17 protein-coding genes are annotated in these 20,767 nt (G+C 65.8%); 10 read left to right on the forward strand and 7 right to left on the reverse strand.

The window, feature by feature from the left end; all coding sequences use genetic code 11:
- Positions 1–67 precede the first annotated feature (67 nt).
- A complete protein-coding gene (locus tag AWC12_RS11700) occupies positions 68–2,311 on the forward strand; it encodes a glycoside hydrolase family 3 C-terminal domain-containing protein (protein ID WP_207576418.1) in 2,244 nt (747 codons plus the stop codon).
- Between the two features lie 59 nt (positions 2,312–2,370).
- Entirely contained in the window at positions 2,371–3,657 is a 1,287-nt protein-coding gene (locus AWC12_RS11705) for a spinster family MFS transporter (RefSeq protein ID WP_085174415.1), read from the forward strand.
- A gap of 9 nt (positions 3,658–3,666) precedes the next feature.
- Here the strand turns inward: AWC12_RS11705 and AWC12_RS11710 are convergent, their stop codons facing one another.
- From AWC12_RS11710 to chvE, 7 genes are read right to left on the reverse strand one after another with little or no spacing between them, the layout of a single operon-like run.
- Positions 3,667–4,587 carry an aldose 1-epimerase family protein gene (locus tag AWC12_RS11710; protein WP_234813974.1) on the reverse strand — a complete coding sequence of 307 codons (921 nt, stop codon included), beginning with the start codon at positions 4,585–4,587 and terminating at the stop codon, positions 3,667–3,669.
- Positions 4,588–4,604: 17 nt separating this feature from the next.
- Positions 4,605–5,708, reverse strand: coding sequence for a galactokinase (locus AWC12_RS11715; RefSeq protein WP_085174419.1), 1,104 nt, complete (start codon positions 5,706–5,708; stop codon positions 4,605–4,607).
- Positions 5,709–5,710: 2 nt separating this feature from the next.
- The gene (galT, locus tag AWC12_RS11720) at positions 5,711–6,802 is read right to left on the reverse strand and encodes a galactose-1-phosphate uridylyltransferase (RefSeq protein ID WP_234813975.1); all 1,092 of its coding nucleotides are present in this window, start codon (positions 6,800–6,802) and stop codon (positions 5,711–5,713) included.
- Positions 6,799–7,014, reverse strand: a complete 216-nt coding sequence (locus AWC12_RS11725) for a hypothetical protein (RefSeq protein ID WP_133057332.1) — start codon at positions 7,012–7,014, stop codon at positions 6,799–6,801. The genes galT and AWC12_RS11725 overlap by 4 nt, the downstream gene beginning before the upstream one ends.
- A 52-nt stretch (positions 7,015–7,066) precedes the next feature.
- Positions 7,067–8,302, reverse strand: coding sequence for a multiple monosaccharide ABC transporter permease (gene mmsB / locus AWC12_RS11730; RefSeq protein ID WP_085174423.1), 1,236 nt, complete (start codon positions 8,300–8,302; stop codon positions 7,067–7,069).
- Complete coding sequence (mmsA, locus tag AWC12_RS11735) at positions 8,299–9,810, reverse strand: multiple monosaccharide ABC transporter ATP-binding protein (RefSeq protein ID WP_085174611.1); 1,512 nt, start codon at positions 9,808–9,810, stop codon at positions 8,299–8,301. Before mmsA ends, mmsB begins: the two co-directional genes overlap by 4 nt.
- 29 nt (positions 9,811–9,839) lie before the next feature.
- Entirely contained in the window at positions 9,840–10,946 is a 1,107-nt protein-coding gene (chvE, locus tag AWC12_RS11740; protein ID WP_085174425.1) for a multiple monosaccharide ABC transporter substrate-binding protein, read from the reverse strand.
- Between the two features lie 280 nt (positions 10,947–11,226).
- On the opposite strand from chvE, the gene AWC12_RS11745 reads away from it, so the two are divergent.
- The 8 genes from AWC12_RS11745 to araA are packed head-to-tail and all read left to right on the forward strand — an operon-like array spanning position 11,227 to position 20,752.
- On the forward strand, positions 11,227–12,216 hold the full coding sequence (locus AWC12_RS11745) for an ABC transporter substrate-binding protein (protein WP_234813976.1): 990 nt from the start codon (positions 11,227–11,229) through the stop codon (positions 12,214–12,216).
- Positions 12,217–12,241: 25 nt separating this feature from the next.
- A complete protein-coding gene (locus AWC12_RS11750; protein ID WP_085174427.1) occupies positions 12,242–13,765 on the forward strand; it encodes a sugar ABC transporter ATP-binding protein in 1,524 nt (507 codons plus the stop codon).
- The gene (locus AWC12_RS11755; protein ID WP_165762801.1) at positions 13,765–14,853 is read left to right on the forward strand and encodes an ABC transporter permease; all 1,089 of its coding nucleotides are present in this window, start codon (positions 13,765–13,767) and stop codon (positions 14,851–14,853) included. Before AWC12_RS11750 ends, AWC12_RS11755 begins: the two co-directional genes overlap by 1 nt.
- The gene (locus AWC12_RS11760; protein WP_234813977.1) at positions 14,850–15,851 is read left to right on the forward strand and encodes an ABC transporter permease subunit; all 1,002 of its coding nucleotides are present in this window, start codon (positions 14,850–14,852) and stop codon (positions 15,849–15,851) included. The genes AWC12_RS11755 and AWC12_RS11760 overlap by 4 nt, the downstream gene beginning before the upstream one ends.
- A complete protein-coding gene (locus tag AWC12_RS11765) occupies positions 15,848–16,876 on the forward strand; it encodes a LacI family DNA-binding transcriptional regulator (RefSeq protein WP_085174432.1) in 1,029 nt (342 codons plus the stop codon). Before AWC12_RS11760 ends, AWC12_RS11765 begins: the two co-directional genes overlap by 4 nt.
- The gene (gene araB, locus AWC12_RS11770; protein WP_085174434.1) at positions 16,873–18,540 is read left to right on the forward strand and encodes a ribulokinase; all 1,668 of its coding nucleotides are present in this window, start codon (positions 16,873–16,875) and stop codon (positions 18,538–18,540) included. The genes AWC12_RS11765 and araB overlap by 4 nt, the downstream gene beginning before the upstream one ends.
- Positions 18,537–19,244, forward strand: a complete 708-nt coding sequence (locus AWC12_RS11775; RefSeq protein ID WP_085174436.1) for an L-ribulose-5-phosphate 4-epimerase — start codon at positions 18,537–18,539, stop codon at positions 19,242–19,244. The genes araB and AWC12_RS11775 overlap by 4 nt, the downstream gene beginning before the upstream one ends.
- Positions 19,241–20,752 carry an L-arabinose isomerase gene (gene araA / locus AWC12_RS11780; RefSeq protein ID WP_085174438.1) on the forward strand — a complete coding sequence of 504 codons (1,512 nt, stop codon included), beginning with the start codon at positions 19,241–19,243 and terminating at the stop codon, positions 20,750–20,752. The genes AWC12_RS11775 and araA overlap by 4 nt, the downstream gene beginning before the upstream one ends.
- Positions 20,753–20,767: the final 15 nt, after the last annotated feature.

A 20,767-nucleotide genomic window follows, 5' to 3' on the forward strand; every position in this document is an offset into this window, starting at 1 on the left:
CTCGGATCGGCCGGGTTGCCCCTCCCAGTACGTTGGGCAAAAGGTAACCCGTGCAGGAGGAGATCAGGTGGCGTCAGCCGACCAACTCAGTCGTGAGCAGAAGGCGGCCCTGGTGTGCGGGCGGGATTTCTGGACCACGACCCCGGTCGAGCACGCCGACGTCCCCTCGATGGTGCTCACCGATGGCCCGCACGGGGTGCGCCGCCAGGCCGGCACCTCCGATCACCTGGGCCTGGGAGAGAGCCGGCCCGCCACCTGCTTTCCCCTTGCTGCGGCGGTGGGGAGTAGCTGGAATCCGGATATCGCCGAAAAGGTTGGCGCGGCGATCGGAGTGGAGGCACGCGCATTGGACGTCCAGGTGGTGCTGGGTCCAGGCGTCAACATCAAGCGGTCACCGCTGTGCGGACGCAACTTCGAGTACTACTCAGAGGATCCACTACTGGCCGGAACGTTGGGGGCGGCGCACGTTCGCGGGCAGCAGGCCCAAGGCGTGGGCGCGTCGGTGAAACATTTCGCCGCCAACAATCAGGAAACCGACCGGATGCGCATCAGCGCCGATGTCGACCAGCGCACGCTGCGCGAGATCTACCTACCGGCGTTCGAACAGGTGGTCACCGATGCCGGTCCCGCCACCGTGATGTGCTCGTACAACCGCATCAACGGCGTCCCCGCCGCTCAAAACCGTTGGCTTCTCACCGATGTGCTGCGTGAGCAGTGGGGTTTCACCGGAGCCGTGGTATCGGATTGGGGCGCGGTGAGCGACCCCGTCGCTGCCCTGGATGCAGGGCTGGATCTTCAGATGCCCGGGACGGGCGGGCGCAGTGCCCGGCAGATTGTCGAGGCCCTGCAGGCGGGGACCCTCTCTGATGACACGCTCGATGCCGCGGCGGCCCGGGTGTTGGCGCTGACCGAACTGGCGAAGCAACCGTCCTTGGACTTCGACGTCGCCGAACACCATGCGCTCGCTCGCGAGTTGGCCACCGAATGCGCTGTGCTGCTAAAGAATGATGGCCAGATCCTCCCGCTGGATACCAGTGCGCGGATCGCGGTCATCGGTGAATTCGCCCGGACACCACGCTTTCAGGGCGGAGGAAGCTCGCATGTCAACGCCACCCGTGTCGACACCGCGCTCGACTTCATCCGCGAGCATTCCGAGGACACCGTCGACTTCGCAGGGGGCTTCACCTTGGACGGCACCGGCGACGCCGAGACGCTGCGTGCCCAAGCCGTCGCCATCGCCCGCCGGGTCGACGTGGCGGTGGTGTTCGCCGGTCTCGCCGACGCCGATGAGTCCGAGGGCTATGACCGGACGAATCTCGAATTGCCAGCTGGCCAAATCGAACTGATCACGGCGGTGGCCGCGGTGGCACCCCGGACAGTGGTCGTCCTTGCCAACGGCGGGGTTGTCACGGTGGAAGGCTGGCATGACCTGGTCGATGCCATCGTCGAGGGCTTTCTCTTGGGCCAGGCCGGTGGCGGCGCGCTGGCCGACCTGCTCTTCGGTGTGGCGAACCCTTCCGGGCGTCTCGCCGAGTCGATCCCGGTCAGGTTGGCCGACACCGCGAGCTATCTGAACTTCCCGGGCGAGCAGGGCCACGTCCGCTACGGCGAAGGCGTGATGGTCGGGTATCGGTGGCACGAGACATCTGGCATCGCACCGCGCTACCCGTTCGGCCATGGTCTGTCCTACACCACTTTTGCTGTGTCGGACTTGATGGTCGAGGTCACCGGGCCCGACACCGCGCACGTGACCCTGATGGTTGCCAACACCGGCCACCGCCGCGGCGGCCACGTGGTCCAGGTGTACGTCGCCAGCACCGCCGGCCTGGTGCGCCGCCCTGTCCGCGAGCTGCGAGCCTTCACCAAAGTACGCCTGGAACCAGGCGAAAAACGTTCGGTGTCATTGGAATTGAGCCGCCGCTCGTTCGCCTACTGGGACATCGACGAGAACGATTGGGTGGTGGCGCCCGGTGACTACACCGTGCAGGTCTGCCGGGATTCCGCGACGGTGTCCCTGGAGAACACGGTGAGCCTCGACGGCGACAACCTGGTCCGGGCGCTGACCCTCGATTCCACGGTGCAGGAGTGGTGGAGTCACCCGGTGGTGGGGCGGGAGCTGCTCGCCACGCTGGCATCCGGTCCGGCGGAGGTACCACAAGGTGGGGAGTCTCCTGCCGACTTGATGCGCATGGTGGCGTCCATGCCGATGCGGACGGTGATCATGATGCTCGGCGACGCGGCACCGGTGGACGCCCTGGAGAAGCTGATGGCTCGAAGCCGCAGTCGCCGGCGCAAATCAGTGCAGTCCTGAGCGCCCCGAGCGGCGGGCCGTCTGTCAAGCTGCTCGGCAGCGATTGACGGAGGAGAACGATGCCGACACCACAGGATGCAGCCGCCCGTGACACCCAGGCTGAGCACTCGCCATCCCGCGCATGGACCGCAGTCGTGGTGCTCGCCCTCGTCGGCACTCTCAACTACGTCGACCGCTTCCTGCCGGGCGTACTGGCCGAACCCATCAAGAAGGACCTGGCGCTGTCCGACACCGCGATCGGTGTCATCAACGGGTTCGGGTTCCTCATCGTGTACGCCGTGGTGGGCATACTGATCGCACGTATCGCCGATCGCGGCCTCTTCGGCACGGTCATCGCCGGCTGCCTGACGTTGTGGGGCTCGATGACCATGCTGGGCGGCGCCGTCCAGTCCGGTTTCCAGCTCGCCCTGACCCGCGTCGGTGTCGCTGTCGGCGAGGCGGGCAGCACGCCGGCCGCACATGCCTACGTGGCGCGCAACTTCGCCCCCGATAAGCGCTCGGCGCCGCTGGCTGTCACCACCATGGCGATCCCGCTGGCCAGTGCCGCCAGCCTGCTCGGGGGCGGTCTGCTCGCCGAAAGCCTGGGCTGGCGGGCGGCTTTCGTGGTGATGGGCGCCATCAGCGTTCTGCTCGCCCCCGTGGTGCTGTGGGTCGTGGGCAGCCGCCAGCGCCTGCCCGCCCCACCGCCGCGCGAGAACACCGCCGCATTGAACTGGTGGGATCTGCTGCGCAAGCCCAGCTTCCTCGCCATGGTCGCCGGTACCGCGCTGGTATCCGCCGCCGGCTACTCGCTGACGACTTTTGCGCCCGCGTTCCTGATGCGTGACCTGGGCATGTCGCTCGGTGAGGTCGGGATCGAGTACGGGCTGGCCACCGGCGTGCTCGGGATTCTTGGGCTGCTCATCGTGGGGCGGATCGCCGATAGGCTGGCCGCCCGCGACCCGCGCTGGCTGCTGTGGATCGTGGTCATTCTGATCGCGGCGCTGCTGCCGGCATCCGCATTGGCGTTCATCGTCGAGAACCGCATCTGGTGCGTGTTGCTTCTGGCCTTGGCCTACGTGATCGGCATCGCCTATCTGGCACCGTCCATTGCGGCGATCCAGCGTCTGGTGCTCCCGGAGCAGCGGGCGACGGCGTCCGCCGTCTTCTTGTTCTTCAACGCGACATTGGGTGCCGTCGGGCCGTTCGTGACGGGGTTGATCAGCGATTCACTGACGAGTGAACTGGGCCCGCAGGCTCTGGGCCGCGCCCTACTGATCCTGGTACCGACGATGCAGCTGGCGGCCGTCGGCTGTTACGCGCTTGCCGCGCAACGCTATCGGCGCGACATTGTCGCGGAGTTCTGAGTCGGGCGGTTAGCGCGGGTACTCGTAGCGGATCGCCCAGGAGGCGGAGAACTGCTTCCCCGGTGCGAGCCACCGCAGCCCGATACCGCTGTTGAGGGCGTCGGCCTGAGCGGTCATGGGCTCGAGGGCGACCGCGGTGACGTGGTCACCGTCTTTCGGGAACTCACGTGTGACGAAGACATGCAGGAAGCCGAACTGCTCATCGGTCCAGAGCGAGAGCGTCCGCCCGTCGGGCGAGCACAGGGTGTGCGTGCTGCCGTGGTTGGTGGCACCTGACACGACCCAGCAGTCGTCGAGAGTGAGGTCGGCTACCGGGCGGCCGGTGCGCAGGTCCCACGCGGTGCCGCCCACCGGTGTGACTCCCACCGGGATGCGCTGGGCGTCGACGTCGACGTGGAAGTCGCCGTTCACCCTCAGAGTCAATTGGTCGGTCGGGACGTCGCCGATGGACAGGAACGGGTGGGCGCCGAGAGCTACTGGTGCACAGCGTGATCCGACGTTGTGAACCGTGTGTGTGGCGGCAAGCCCCGTGGCGGTCAACTGGTATCGCACCGTGGTCGCGAGGTCGAATGGGTATCCGTCCCGGTACTGAATCGGCGCGGCGAGGGTCACCGACGACTCCGAGTGCGCGACGCATTCGTATTCGGCGGCGCAGAGTAGCCCGTGAAGCGCGGTATTCGTTTCGGGATCGGTGATGTCGAGCTGGAGCGTGTGGCCGTCGTGATGCCATCGAGCGTCACGCACGCGGTTGGGCCACGGCACCAATGCTTTTCCGCAGTAGAACGGCGCCGGGCGGCGGGAGTCGAAGCCGGGGGTGAGTTCGATGCCGTCAATCGACAGTTGTTGAACGGCGGCCCCGACTCCCGAGATCCGCCCGTGAACGTCTCGGCTCGGAGACGTCAGCACCAGGTCGTAGTCGGTTCCCGACACCGGCCTCACGCTTGGCCTCACCATGCACCAGCACCACGTCCGGACCGTGTGCGGGTGATGGTGGGCTCGGGGTGGCCGGAGTCTCGCATCTGTTCGCGCACCGAGGAAGCGACTGATTCCACATCGTCCACAGCAGCAAGTGCGATCACGCAGCCTCCGAACCCGCCGCCGGTCATCCGCGCCCCCAGTGCGCCGGCCCGCACGGCCGTGGCGGCGATCAAGTCGATGTGGCCGGTGGTGATCTCGAAGTCGTCCCGCATGGACGCGTGCGAGGCGTTCATCAGCGCGCCGAATGTGGTGAAGTCACCCGATTCGAGAGCCGCCACGCTATCGAGGACACGGCCATTCTCGGTGATGATGTGCCGGGCACGACGGGCATCGCAGGGGTCTGGAACGCCATCGAGCGCCGCCACTCCGCGGCTCTGCACATCGCGAAGGGAGGACACGCCCAGCGCGGCGGCGGCGCGCTCGCACGACGCGCGTCGGGCCGCGTACTCGCCGCCGGCGTGCCGATGCGTTGCGCGGGAGTTGATCAAGAGAAGAGCTACGCCGGAAGCATCAGGGTCGAAAACCACCGACCGGGCGAACGGCTTGCGAAAGTCGATGAGCAATGCCCGCTGCGGTTCGGCGAGGAGGATGGCGAGTTGATCCATCAGACCCGTTGGGGCGCCCACGTACTCGTTCTCGGCCAGCGAGGCGATGCGCGCCTGCCCGATAGGGTCGACCCGTCGATCAGTCGCGTGCAGTAATGCTCCGAGCACGGCACATTCGAGGGCCGCCGACGATGCCAGACCCGACCCCATCTCGACGCCGCCGGCGATCGACATTGTGCCGCCGGGCACCGCGTGACCTGCGCAGCGCAGCGCCCAGACGATGCCCGCCACGTAGGCCGCCCAACCGGTGACGGCACCCGGTGTCGTGTCGACCGGAAACTCGACCGGGTCTTCCGTCCGGTCGCTGGTGACAACGATCGTCTCGACAGCGGCGGGCTGGAAGGTCACGGCGGTGCGTTCGGGAAGCGCGATCGGCAACGCGAAACCCATGTTGTAGTCGGTGTGCTCGCCGATCAGATTGATCCGCCCGGGCGCCGAGTAGCGCACCACCGCAGGGCCTTTCGCCATCGTCAGACCTCCCGTAGCCTCTGGGCGAGGGACTCCGGTGTGACGTCATTGATGAAGGCACCCATGATGGATTCCGAGCTCGCCAAGTACTTCAGCCGGGTGGCGCTGCGCCGTGTCGAGATCACCTGCGCGTGGAAGCGTCCTTCGCATTGGGACTCGGTGTCGGTGTATTGGTGCAAAGCCGCCATGTACGGCAGCGGCTCGTCGTAGAGGCGGTCCAGCCGCTGTAGAACCATCTGGTAGAGCTCGGTGAACTCGTCCAGTTCGGCATCGTCGAAGTCGAGCAGATTGCGTGCGGGCCGGTCAGGAAAGATGTGCACCTCCACCGGCCAGCGCGCCGCGAACGGAACGAAGGCGGTGAAGGCATCTGTGCGGGCGATGATCCGCGCGCCGGAGGAGAGCTCGTGTTCGAGGATGTCGCTGAACAGATTGGTGCCGTGCGACGCGCGGTGCGCTCGTGCCCGGCGAAGCGTCGCCTCCGCGTGCGGCGTGACGTACGGGTAGCCGTAGATCTGCCCGTGTGGATGGGTGAGGGTGACTCCGATCTCCTCACCACGGTTCTCGAAGCAGAACACCTGCTCAATTCCGTTCCGGCTCAACAGGTCACGCGTGCGGTGACGCCACACTTCGACGACGAGCCGCGCGTGCCGGGAATCGAGATCGGCGAAGGATCCGGTGTGATCGGCGGAGAAGCAGACCACCTCGCAGCGGCCGTGGCTCGGTTCGCAGACGAAACCCGGGTCGGGGTCGGCGGGCAACAGAAATTTGTGGCCGTCGGCACCGGCGAGGCTGGCAAAGCGGTTCTCGAAGACGGCCACATCGTAGTCGGGAGCCGGGATCTCACTGGTCAGTCCGGTGGCGCCGGGGCACAGCGGACACTGGGCGGCCGGCGGTTTGTATGTGCGGTCCTGACGCAGCGCCGCGATGATCACCCATTCACCGGAGATGCGGTCGAAGCGCAATTCCGACTGGGCATCCCGCTGCGCGGGTAGCTGCCGCCGGTCTGTGACCGGGGCGCAGCGGTGTCCGGGGAGGTCGAAGAACAGTAGTTCGCGCCCATCGGCCAGTGTCCAGCGTGTCGGGGTGATGGTCACTGGTTGGTCGTCGAAGGGCGCGGCGCTGCCTTATCGCCGAGAGAAGCGTTGCGGCGCAGCGCCAACCAGGGCTTCCTGCGTGCCTGCTCGGCCTCCGCTGCGCGGCGAGCAAGGATCTGGTGGTAGCGCTCTATCAACTGGTCGCGGGTCAACCCGAATTCCGGAAGCACCTCGTCGGCGGGCGGCCCACCGTACGGCGCCCAACTGCGCATGAACGTGACGATATCGTGTGTGAATCGATCTGGGATGTCACCACCGGACACGTCAGGACCCGCCCTTCTTCTTGTTGTAGATGTCGAAACCGACGGCGGCCAGCAGCACCAGGCCCTTGATCACCTGCTGCACATCGCTGCCGATGCCGATCAGCGACATCCCGTTGTTCAGTACGCCGAGGACGAAGCCACCGATGATGGCGCCCAATACCGTTCCCACGCCACCTGTGGCCGATGCGCCGCCGATGAACGCGGCCGCGATGGCCTCCAATTCCATGCCGATTCCGGCCTGCGGTGTCGCCGAGTTGAGCCGTGCCGCGAAGAGCAGACCGGCCAGGGCCGACAACAGACCCATGTTGACGAACACCAAAAACGTCGTGCGCTTGGTCTTGACGCCGGAGAGTCGGGCCGCGGCCTCGTTGCCACCCACGGCGTACACCTGACGACCGACCACGGTGCCGCGCATGATGAACGCGTAGATCACGAAAGCGACGGCCAGGATGATGCCGACGACAGGCACGCCGCGATAGCTTGCGAGCAGCAGCGTGAAGGCGGCCAGCGCGGCGACGATCGCTGCGCATTTGAACACGAACCAGCCCAGCGGCGCCACGTCGAATCCGTAGCGGGACTGCGTGCGTCGCTGCCGCACCTGCTGCCACACAGCAGCCACCATGACGAGTAGCCCGAGGATGACCGTGGGCCAGTGGTAGAGGCTGTTGGCGCCCAACTCCGGGAGGAATCCGCTGCTGACCTGGGTGAAGCTGCGCGGGAACGGGGCGATGGACTGGCCCTCCAGCAGGTACTGTGTCGCCCCGCGGAAGACCAGCATGCCCGCCAGCGTGACGATGAACGACGGGATTCCGACGTAGGCGATCCAAAAGCCTTGCCAGGCCCCGATCACCGCTCCCATCAGCAGGCAGAGTGTGACGGCCACGGGCCACGGCATAGCGTTCTGAATCATCAGGACGGCGGACATCGCGCCGACGAACCCGGCGATCGATCCGACGGACAGGTCGATGTGGCCAGAGATGATGACCATCACCATCCCGATCGCGAGGATCAGGATGTAGCCGTTCTGCTGAACGATGTTCGTCACGTTGAGGGGCTTGAGCAGAATGCCGCTGGTCCAGATCTGGAACAGGATGACGATGGCAGCCAGCGCCACGACCATCCCGTACTGTCGGACGTTGCCGCGCAGCGCCGACTTCAGCCGCTCGGTGAGACCCTCCGACGGGGGCGGAGCGCCCGGAGCGCTCGGAGTCGCGTCGACCATGGGGGTGGTCGTCATGTCGTACGTCCCTTCATCATGTAGTGCATCAGGGTCTCCTGCGACGCGTCCTCGCGGGCCACCTCGCCGGTGAGACGGCCCTCGTTGAGCGTGTAGATGCGATCGCACAGGCCGATCAGCTCGGGTAGTTCGGAAGAGATAACGATTACGGCCTTACCTTGGGCGGCAAGGGAATTGATGATCTGGTAGATCTCGTACTTGGCGCCGATGTCGATGCCGCGGGTTGGCTCGTCGAGGATGAGAACGTCAGGATCGGCGAAGATCCACTTGCTCAGCACGACCTTCTGCTGGTTGCCTCCCGAGAGGTTGCCGGTCGTCGCCCGCACTGACGGAGCCTTGATGCGCATGTCCTTGCGGAAGCCCTCCGCGACCACCGTCTCGTCGTGCTCGTTGATCACCGACAATCTGCTCACCTTCGGCAGCGACGCCAAGGTGACGCTGCGGGCGATGTCGTCCATCAGATTGAGCCCGAAGTGCTTGCGGTCTTCGGTGGCGTACGCGATGCCGTGGGAGATGGCCTCCGGTACCGTGCGGGTGCTGATCTGTCGGCCGTCTTTGAAGACCGCTCCGCCCGCTTTCTTCCCGTAGCTCCGTCCGAACACGCTCATCGCCAACTCGGTGCGTCCGGCACCCATCAAGCCGGCCAGCCCGACGACTTCGCCGCGCCGCACCGACAGCGATACGTCGTCGACCACCTTGCGCTGTTGATCGACCGGGTGGAATACCGTCCAGTTCTCGATGGCGAGTGCGATATCGCCGATATCGTGCGCTTGCCGGTCGGGGAAGCGGTCGGTCATGTCGCGGCCCACCATTCCGCGGACAATGTGTTCTTCGGTGAGTCCGTTGTCGACAGAACGGGTTTCGATTGTCTGGCCGTCGCGCAGAATCGTCACCGAATCGGCGACCCGCATCACCTCGTTCAGCTTGTGCGAGATGATGATGCAGGTCAATCCCTGCTCCCGGAGCCCGAGGATCAGGTCCAGCAGATGCCGGCTGTCCTCGTCATTGAGCGCTGCGGTCGGCTCGTCGAGGATGAGCAGCTGGACCTTTTTGGACAGCGCCTTGGCGATCTCGACGAGCTGTTGTTTGCCGACGCCGATGTCGGAGATGCGAGTGTTCGGGTTCTCCTTGAGCCCGACGCGGTCCAGCAGGTGCTGCGCATGAGTGATCGTCTCGTGCCAGTTGATCACCCCGCCTCGGGCGTGCTCGTTGCCGAGGAAGATGTTCTCGGCGATCGACAGGACGGGTACCAGCGCGAGTTCCTGATGGATGATCGCTATGCCGCGCTGCTCGCTGGATCGGATGTCCTTGAAATCACCTGGACGGCCATCGAAGACGATCTCGCCGTCGTAGCTGCCGTGTGGATAGATCCCGCTGAGCACCTTCATCAGGGTCGACTTGCCGGCGCCGTTCTCCCCGCAGATCGCGTGGATCTCACCACGACGCACCGTGAGAGTGACCTCTCGCAGTGCCGTGACGTTGCCGAACCGCTTGGTGATACCGCGCATCTCCAGGAGCGCTGTGGTGTCGGGTCCCGTCACGCGAGTTGCGCCTGGGTGTAGTACCCGGATTCGACGAGGACCTTTTCGTAATTCGACTTGTCGACGCTGACTGGTTCGAGCAGGAATGCCGGGACCACCTTGACGCCGTTGTCGTAGGTCGTGGTGTCGTTCGTCTCCGGGGTTCCACCGGTCAGCAGCGAATCTGCCATCTGGACAGCCGCTTTCGCCAGCTCGCGGGTGTCCTTGAACACGGTCTGGGTCTGCTCGCCGGCGATGATCGACTTCACCGACGCCAGCTCGGCGTCCTGGCCGGTGACGATCGGCAGGGGATTGGCGGGAGTGCCGTAACCGGCGCTCTTCAGTGCGGAGATGATGCCGACCGACATGCCGTCGTAGGGGGACAGAACGGCGTCGACGCGCCCGCTGGTGTAACTGCGACTGAGCAGGTTGTCCATCCGGGACTGGGCCAGGCCACCGTCCCAACGAAGCGTCGCGACCTGGTCGAACGACGTCTGGCCGCTCTTGACCACCAGCTTGCCGCTGTCGATGTAGGGCTGCAGGACGCTCATCGCGCCGTCGAAGAAGAACGTCGCGTTGTTGTCGTCGGGCGAGCCTGCGAACAGCTCGATGTTGAAGGGGCCCTTGCCTTGTGCGACGCCGAGCTTGTCGACGATGTAGGTGGCCTGCAGGACACCGACCTTGAAGTTGTCGAACGTCGCGTAGTAGTCCACATTCTCCGACCCGCGGATCAAGCGGTCGTAGCTGACCACGGGAATGTCGGCGTCGGCCGCGCGCTGCAGGATATCGGTCAGCGAGGATCCGTCGATCGGTGCAACGACGAGCACCTTGACGCCCTTGGTGATCATGTTTTCGATCTGGGACACCTGGTTCTGTACGACGTCGTCGCCGTACTGCAGGTCGGTGTCGTAGCCGAGGGCCTGAAACTGCTCGGCCATGTTGTCCCCGTCGGCGACCCATCGCTCGGAGGACTTCGTGGGCATCGCGATGCCCACCGTGCCCGTGCGTTCACCGGAGCCGGCACCGCCGCCGGCCTCGGGCGAGGTAGACCGACCGCAGCCCGCGCTGGTGAGGGCGGCGGCCACGGCGAGCGCGCCCACGATTCGAACAAAGCTCTTGCGCATGAAGTCCTCCGATGTGTCAGTTTCGGGTTGCGATCACGGGGAGCGGCCCCGGTGCATGTGAGCGCTAACATCCAGATCTTGTGACCGCGGTCACGCCTTTGTCAAGGGCTGGCCGGCGGTGAATGTGAGCGCTCACAAATGATTGACAGCCCATAAATGTGAGCGTTAACATCCGTCAGGTGTAGCGCAGGTCACATCGCAGCTGCGTCACTCAGATTCCCACGCGATCCGGTGTGGATCCGTCTTGACATCGACGAATGCGGACATCAAAGGAGCGGTCGTGAACAAATTTCTGATTGCGATGCTGGGCATCGCGACGGCAGGTGTGCTCACCGCCTGCGGGAGCGGACCGGCCCCGTCCGGCCAGTCCGGCGGCGGCTGGGCCGACGGCGGACAGATCACGATGGGCTTCTCCCAAGTGGGCGCGGAGAGCGGGTGGCGGACCGCGAACACGACGTCCATCCAGGAAGCCGCGAAGGAGGCAGGCGTCGATCTGAAGTTCTCCGACGCCAACGGCGAACAGGAGAATCAGATCTCCGCAATCCGCTCCTTCATTCAGCAGCGCGTCGATGTCATCGCATTCAGTCCGGTGGTACGCACCGGCTGGGACGCCGTGCTCCTGGAGGCCAAGAATGCCGGCATCCCCGTCATCCTCACCGACCGCGCGGTCGACACCACCGAACCCGACGTCTACAAGACCTTCATCGGGGCGGACTTCGTGCAGGAGGGCCAGTGGGCCGGTGATTGGGTCGCCAAGGAATTCGCCTCGGCACCCGGCCCGGTCAACATCGTGCAACTGGAAGGTACCACCGGTTCGGACCCCGCACTGGAGCGCACCAGTGGTTTCGCCGAGGCCATCGCCGTAAACCCCAATCTGACGGTGATCGCCTCGCAGACAGGTGATTTCACGCGATCCGGCGGCAAACAGGTGATGGAGGCGTTCCTGAAGACCCATCCCGACATCGACGTCGTCTTCGCGCAGAACGACGACATGGGTCTCGGCGCTGTCGAGGCCATCGAAGCGGCGGGCAAGAAGCCGGGCGTGGACATCAAGATCGTCGCCATCGACGCCACCCGGGACGGCATGCAGGCCACCGCCGACGGCAAATTCAACTTCCTTGTCGAGTGCAACCCGCTGCTCGGTCCGCAGCTGATGGACATCGCGAAGAAGGTGGTCGCCGGCGAGACCGTGCCCACCCGCATCGTCACCGAAGACCAGACCTTCGATCAGGCGCAAGCGTCTGCCGCACTGCCCGAGCGCAAGTACTGATCTCGGGTCAGCGAGGGATCCCACGATGACTGCACCACCGCCCGTGGTGGAGATGCGGGACGTCTCCATCGACTTCCCCGGGGTCAAGGCGCTCGACTCCGTCGACTTCCGGCTGCTGCCCGGCGAGATCCACGCCCTGATGGGCGAGAACGGAGCCGGCAAGTCAACCTTGATCAAGGCGCTGACCGGGGTTTACGACATCGATTCGGGATCCATCGCGGTCGGTGGGGTCGAGCAGCGGTTCAGCGGCCCCCGTCAAGCGCAGGACGCAGGCATCAGCACGGTGTACCAGGAGGTCAACCTCTGTCCGAATCTCACTGTGGCAGAGAACATTCTGCTCGGCCGCGAACCCCGTCGGCTGGGTCGTATCGACTACCGTGCGATGAACCGCCGCGCCGCCGAGCTGCTCGGCCAACTCGACGTGAGCATCGAGCCGACCTCGACCCTTGGTGAGCACCCCATCGCCCTGCAGCAGTTGGTCGCCATCGCACGGGCGACAGCGGTGTCGGCCAAGGTGCTCATCCTCGACGAGCCGACCTCCAGTCTCGATGCGGACGAGGTCGCCGAACTTTTCCGGGTGATGCGCCGGCTTCGAGACGGCGGCACAGCGATCCTGTTCGTCTCCCACTTTCTTGACCAGGTGTACGCGATCTCGGACCGAATGACGGTGCTGCGCAACGGGCGTCTGGTCGGGGAGTACCGCACCGCAACCCTGGACCGGGTGCAGCTGGTCGCAGCGATGCTCGGCCACGAATTGGACCTGCTCGAGGAGATCGGCGACGCGATGGACGACCGCGCCGCCGACCGCGACGTCGGCAGCGGCGAGACCGTGATCAGCGCACGCGACCTCGGTCGCACACCCGCGGTTGCACCGCTCGATCTCGACGTCCACCGCGCAGAGGTGGTCGGCCTGGCGGGGCTGTTGGGTTCGGGCCGAACCGAATTGGCCCGCTTGCTCTTCGGCGCCGACCGTGCCAGCAGCGGACGGATCACCATGAACGGCAAAGCGGTCACCCTGCGCTCACCACGCGCGGCAATCGCCAACGGCATCGCCTTCTCGTCGGAGGATCGCAAAGGGGAAGGCATCATCGGCGAGCTCTCCGTCCGCGACAACCTGGTGCTCGCGCTGCAGGCGCGCCGAGGGTTCGCCCGCCCGTTGTCCAGCCGGGTGAAGGAGGACCTCGTCGATCGCTACATGGAGGCCCTCGACATCAGGCCGCGGAATCCCGGCGCACTGGTCAAGAACCTCAGCGGTGGCAACCAGCAGAAGGTGCTGCTGGCGCGTTGGTTGATCACCGAGCCGCAGCTGTTCATCCTCGACGAGCCCACCCGAGGTATCGATGTGGGAGCCAAGGCGCAGATTCAGAAACTCGTCGCCGATCTCGCCGTTGACGGCATGGGGGTGGTCTTCATCTCCGCCGAACTCGACGAGGTCGCGCGGATGAGCGACCGGATCGCGGTGCTGCGCGACGGGCATTGCATCGCCGTCGTCGGCAAGGAGTGCGGCGTCCGGGAGCTGACCGCACTCATCGCGGGCGGAGCGCAGTGATGATCAAGAAGCTGAACTCGTCGCCGCTGTTGTGGCCTACCCTGGCCCTGATCGCGTTGCTGATCGTGAATGTCATTCTGACACCGAGCTTTCTGAGCATCCGGGTGCAGGACGGCCACCTCTTCGGCAGCCTCATCGACATCCTCCGAAACGGCGCGCCAACCATGCTGGTCGCCCTCGGGATGACCCTGGTCATCGCGTCGCGCGGTATCGACCTGTCCGTCGGCGCGGTGGTCGCCGTCAGCGGAGCACTGGCGTGCGCGCACATCGCCGCGTCGGCCGACCCGACGAGCGTCGGATCGGTCATCACCGCCATGGGCATCGCTCTCGGCGTCGCCGTCGGGCTCGGGTTGTGGAACGGCATGCTGGTCTCGGTCTTCCGGGTCCAGCCGATCATCGCGACCCTCGTCCTCATGACCGCCGGCCGGGGCATCGCCCTGTTCATCACCGACGGTCAGATCGTCACCACCGTGAGTGCTCCCTTCAAGGTGCTGGGTGCCGGCTTCGTATTCGGCCTGCCCGTCGCGATCCTGGTCAGCCTCTCGGTGTTCGCGCTCGTGGGTCTGCTCACCCGGCGCACCGCGCTGGGCATGCTGCTGGAGTCGGTCGGTGTCAACCCGGAAGCCAGCCGGCTCGCGGGTGTCCGGCATCGCTCCATCGTGTTCGCGGTCTACGTGTTCTGCGCCCTGTGCGCCGGCATCGCGGGCCTGATGATCGCGTCCAACATCTCGGCCGCCGACGCCAACAACGCCGGACTGTGGATCGAGATGGACGCCATCCTCGCCGTGGTGATCGGCGGAACCTCGCTGCTCGGAGGACGATTCAGCCTCACCGGAACCATTCTGGGAGCGCTGATCATCCAAACGCTCACGACGACCGTGTACACCGCGGGCATCACCCCGGAGACGACGCTGGTGTTCAAGGCCCTGGTCGTCATCGCCGTGTGCCTGCTGCAGTCGCCCAAATTCCGCGGCGCTCTCTTTCGTCGCCGACCCTCGCGGACCAAGGGACCGACATCCCCGACCGAGAAGGGTGCCGCCGAGGGATCGGCGACGATCCCCGCACGACCCTCGGTGGTGGCGAAGTGAGCATCGGAATCGACATGCGGCCCCGGGCCGTCGCCGGCAGCCTGCTGCGGCGTGCCACCGGACGGTATCTGTCGCCCCTGGCGTCGCTGGCACTGTTCGCCGTGATGTTCGCGGTTGTCGTGGCTCGCTACGACTTTGCCAGTCCCGCACAGGTGTTCCTGAACCTGTTGGTGGACAACGCGTATCTGATCGTCCTGGCGGTCGGCATGACGTTCGTCATCCTCACCGGGGGTATCGATCTTTCGGTCGGATCCGTGGTGGCGCTGTCCACCGTGATCGTCGCGAGTGCGCTGCAGGCCGGCTGGCCGATGCCGCTGGCCGTGGGCACGGTGCTGGTGGTCGGGCCGTTCCTCGGGATGCTGATGGGCTTGATCATCGAGCACTTCGACGTGCAGCCGTTCATCGTGACGCTTGCGGGCATGTTCTTGGCTCGTGGGCTGTGCTACGTGATCAGCGTCGACACCCTGCCGATCAACGATCCGGTGCTGCGCGTGATCGGGCTGAACTACGTGTACCTCTACGAGGACAAGTTCATCCGCTGGACAGTCGTCATCGCGGCCGTCGTGGTGGTCATCGCGGTCTATGTGCTGCACCAGACCCGATTCGGCCGGACGGTGTACGCCGTCGGTGGAAACCGGCAGTCGGCACAGCTGATGGGGCTGGACGCGTCCCGGGCGCGGGTCTCGGTGTATGCCATCAGCGGATTCTGTGCCGCACTCGCGGGCCTGCTGTTGGCCGTGCAGAAGCTGTCGGGCTACAGCCTCAACGGCATCGGCTTGGAGCTCGACGCCATTGCCGCGGCTGTGATCGGCGGTGTCCTGCTCTCCGGCGGCGTCGGCTTCGTACTTGGCTCGGTCATCGGTGTCCTGGTGCTCGGCACGATACAAACATTCGTGACAGCGGAGAACCTCGACTCGTACTGGACCCGGATCATGACGGGCGCTTTGCTCTTGGTCTTCGTGCTGGTGCAGCGACTAGTGGTGAGGAAGCACGGATGAGCCCCCAATCGAACACACCCTCGACGGCGAAGCCGGTGATGGCCGACGTCGCGCGGCTCGCGGGAGTCAGCCATCAGACCGTCTCACGAGTCATCAACGGCTCGGCCAACATTCGACCCGCCACGAAGGCCCGTGTCGAGGAGGCCATCCAAGAGCTCGGCTACCGTCCCAACACCGCGGCGCGGGCACTGGTGACGCGGCGCTCCGGGATCATCGGCGTCGTGGGGTCCAACAGTGGGCTCTACGGGCCGGCGAGCATCCAGCGCTCCGTGCTCGAGGCCGCTCGGGCGGCAGGCTACTTCTCCAGCCTCGTTCCGCTGGCCGAGGTGACCGTCGAGGAACTCCACAGTGCCCTCGACCATCTCGTCCGACAGTCCGTCGAAGCGATCGTGATGATCGTCGGCAAGGAAGATGCGCTCGCGGTCGTGCACGCGACGAGTGCCGGGGTACCGCTGATCGTGGTCGAGGGAGATCTCTCCGGCCGCGGTTTGACCGTCGGCGTCGACCAGATCGAGGGTGCGCGGCAAGCCACCCAGCACCTCCTGGACCTCGGGCACCGCGCGATCGACCACGTAGCGGGACCCCTCACCTACACCGAGGCCAAAGGCCGTCGCACCGGCTACGAGGAGACGATGCGCTCCGCAGGCCTGGCCGCGCGGGAGCTCTGGGAAGGCGACTGGACCCCGCAGAGCGGCTACCGGATCGGGCGTGAACTGGTGCAAAGGGCCCGCAGTACAGCGGTATTCGTCGCCAACGATCAGATGTCGATCGGGGTGATGCACGCATTCGCCGAGGCAGGCGTGCGGGTGCCCGAGGACATCAGCGTCGTCGGGTTCGACGACATTCCCGAATCCGGCTATCTCAACCCGGCCCTCACGACCGTCAGGCAGGACTTCCGGGTCCTCGGTCAGCGGGCCATCGACCTGGTGACCAAGACGTTGGAGGGCGCACCGTCCAGTGTGCCCCTCCTCGTCCCGGAACTGATCATTCGTGCCAGTACGGCCCCGCCACAGGAGGCGCCATGAAGAACGAAAAGTATGCGGTCGGTGTCGACTTCGGCACCCTGTCCGGGCGGGCGCTGGTAGTCCGCGTCAGCGACGGTGCCGAGATGGCGAGCGCCGAGCACGTCTACACGCATGCCGTGGTCACCGAAACCCTGCCCGGCAGCCAGATTCGACTTCCTTCGCAGTGGGCACTGCAGGTGCCGTCCGACTACGTCGATGTTCTGCGCACCGCCGTGCCCGAGGCCGTCGCAAAGGCGGGTATCGACCCGGCAGACATCGTCGGCATCGGCACCGACTTCACCGCCTGCACCATGGTGCCGGTCCGCGGCGACGGAACCCCGCTGTGTGAGCTCGACGGCTTCACCGAGCGCCCACACGCGTACGCCAAGCTCTGGCGCCACCATTCCCCGCAACCGCAGGCCGACCGGATCAATGCCGTAGCGGCCCGACGGGGGGAGAGCTGGCTGCCTCGCTATGGCGGACTGATCTCCAGTGAGTGGGAGTTCGCAAAGGCCCTCGAGATCCTCGACGAGGACCCGGAGGTGTACGCGGCGATGGACCGCTTCGTCGAGGCCGCGGACTGGATCGTGTGGCAGCTCAGCGGAATTTACGTCCGCAACGCGTGCAGTGCCGGATACAAAGGCATTCGACAAGACGGCCGCTACCCGTCACGGGAGTTCCTCGCCGAGGTTCGGCCCGAATTCGCGGACTTCGTCACCGAGAAGCTGGATCACCAGATCGGTCGCCTCGGGCAGCGGGCCGGTGGGCTCACCGCCCAGGCCGCACGTTGGACCGGCCTGCCGGAAGGCATCGCCGTCGCGGTGGGCAATGTCGACGCGCACGTCACCGTCGCCGCGGCCGACGCGCTGGAGCCCGGATGTCTGGTCGCCATCATGGGAACGTCCACCTGCCACGTGATGAACTCCGATGTCCTGCGCGATGTGCCCGGCATGTGCGGCGTGGTTCGGGACGGAATCTCTGACGGCAGTTGGGGATACGAGGCCGGCCAGTCCGGGGTCGGCGACATCTTCGGGTGGTTCGTGGACAACTGCGTTCCCGAGAGCTATCACGTCGAGGCGCGCAGGCGCGGGCAAACCCTCCACGCCTATCTCACCGAATTGGCGAGCCAGCAGCGGGTCGGCGAACACGGCCTCGTCGCGCTGGACTGGCACAGCGGTAACCGATCGGTCCTCGTCGACCACGAGCTGTCCGGGGTGATGATCGGTCAGACGCTGGAGACCACCTGCGTCGACATGTACCGCGCGCTGCTGGAGGCCACCGCATTCGGCACCCGGATGATCGTGGAGACGTTTCTGGCCAGCGGTGTGCCGGTCACCGAATTGGTCGTGGCGGGCGGACTTTTGAAGAACCGGCTCCTGATGCAGATCTACGCCGATGCCGTCGGGCTACCACTGTCGACCGTGCCGTCAGCACAAGCGCCCGCGCTGGGTTCGGCGATCCACGCTGCCGCGGCCGCGGGAGTTTTCGACAACGTTCCCGCCGCCGCGGCACAAATGGGTCGCCGAACCCGCAACGCCTACGAGCCGATCCCCGAAAACGCCGACGCATACAACAGGCTCTACCGCGAGTACGTCGCGGCCTACGAATGGTTCGGCCGCGGTAACGAGATGATGCGCCGACTGCGTCGCATCGGAGCCCGAGAGACGCTGGGAGCCACAGCATGACAATCACTTCCGACGTCGACCGCGTCATCGCCGATCTGCGAGAGCAGGTCTGCGAATTGCACACGCACCTGACCCGGTACGAACTCGTCATCTGGACAGCGGGCAACGTCTCGGCCCGGGTGCCCGGCCGCGATCTGATGGTGATCAAACCATCAGGCGCCGATTACGATTCGCTGACCGCTGCCGACATGGTCGTATGCGACCTGTACGGCAACCTGGTCGACGGTGCGCTGAACCCGTCCTCAGACACCGCAGCCCACGCCTACGTCTACCGGCATATGCCGCACGTCGGTGGGGTGGTGCACACGCATTCCACCTATGCCACCGCGTGGGCTGCCCGCGGCGAGCCGATACCCTGCGTGCTGACCATGATCGCCGATGAGTTCGGCGGAGAAGTCCCGGTCGGCCCCTTCGCGCTCATCGGCGACGACTCCATCGGGCGGGGCATCGTGGATACATTGCGGCACAGCAGATCTCCCGCGGTGCTGATGCGGAGCCACGGACCGTTCACCATCGGCCGCACCGCTCGGGACGCCGTCAAGGCCGCCGTCATGGTTGAGGACGTGGCCCGCACCGTCCACATCAGCCGCCAACTCGGGTCGGCGTCGCCGCTGGCCGACGCCGACGTCACCGCGCTGTTCGAGCGCTACCAGAACGTGTACGGCCAGGTCGGCCGTTCAGGAACCCCGGAGGAGACACGATGACCGCGCCCACGCTCGTCACCAGTCAGGTGTGGCTGGTCACGGGCAGTCAGCACCTGTACGGTCCGGAGATCCTCGATCAGGTCACCGACCAATCGCGACAGATCGCCGAGCGACTCGACGCGAGCAGCGAGGTACCCGTCGAGGTGCGGTGGCTTCCGGTGGTCACCGACGCGGAGCAGATTGCCAGGGTGTTCGCCGAGGCCAATAGCACCGACGAGTGCATCGGCGTCATCGCGTGGATGCACACGTTCTCCCCGGCAAAGATGTGGATCCGAGGTCTTAAGGCGCTGCGCAAGCCACTGCTGCATCTGCACACCCAGTTCGGTGTCGAGTTGCCCTGGGGCACCATCGACATGGACTTCATGAACCTGAATCAGGCCGCGCACGGCGACCGGGAGTTCGGATACATCCAGTCCCGGCTTTCGCATCCACGCAAGACAATCGCCGGCCATGTCGATCATGGCGACACCCGGCGCCGGATCGGCTCGTGGGTTCGGGCTGCCCTCGGCAATGCGGACCTGTCCACGCTCAAGGTCGCCCGCTTCGGAGACAACATGCGCGGGGTGGCCGTCACGGAGGGAGACAAAGTCGAGGCCGAGGCGCACTTCGGGGTGTCGGTCAACACCTACGGCGTCAACGATCTCGTGAACGTCGTCGACCGGGTCAATGCCGCGGATGTCGACAAACTGGTCCGCGAGTACGAGCACACCTATCGGCTGGCCGACGAGCTGCGTCCCGGCGGCGACAAGCATGCATCGCTGCGCCACGGCGCACAGATTGAACTGGGTCTGCGAAAGTTTCTGCAGCAGGGTGGCTTCGGTGCCTTCACCACGAACTTCGAAGACCTCGGTGGGCTGCGCCAGCTCCCCGGGCTGGCCGTGCAGCGGCTGATGGCCGACGGCTACGGATTCGGCGGCGAAGGCGACTGGAAGACAGCGATGATGCTGCGGACCATCAAGGTGATGGCCGAGGGCCTGCCCGGTGGCACGTCCTTCATGGAGGACTACACCTACGACCTGACGCCGGGGCGTGAGCGGATCCTGGGTGCCCACATGCTGGAGGTGTGCCCCAGCATCGCGGCGGGCACTCCGACGCTGGAGGTGCATCCGCTCTCCATCGGCGGTCGCGATGATCCGGTGCGGCTGCGCTTCACAGCCGCACCTGGCAACGCGGTCGTTGTCGGGATCTGTGACATGGGTAGCCGATTCCGACTGGTGGCCAACGAAGTTCGTGTCGTCGAGCCGACCGCGGATCTTCCGAACCTGCCCGTAGCCTGTGCCGTGTGGGAGCCGCTGCCCTCGTGGTCCACCTCGGCAGAGGCGTGGCTGATGGCCGGTGCACCGCATCACACGGTGCTCACGACGGCCCTCGGCACCGAGACGATCGACGACTTCGCCGCAATGACGGAGACCGAGCTGCTCGTCATCGACGCCGATACCACGACGCGCGGGTTCGCCCATGAACTCAGGTGGAACGACGTGTACCACCACGTCGCAGCCGGCCTGTGAGTGGAGACATCCGTC

Origin of the sequence: Mycolicibacterium iranicum (assembly GCF_002101705.1) — a bacterium.
Lineage (GTDB): Bacteria > Actinomycetota > Actinomycetes > Mycobacteriales > Mycobacteriaceae > Mycobacterium > Mycobacterium iranicum.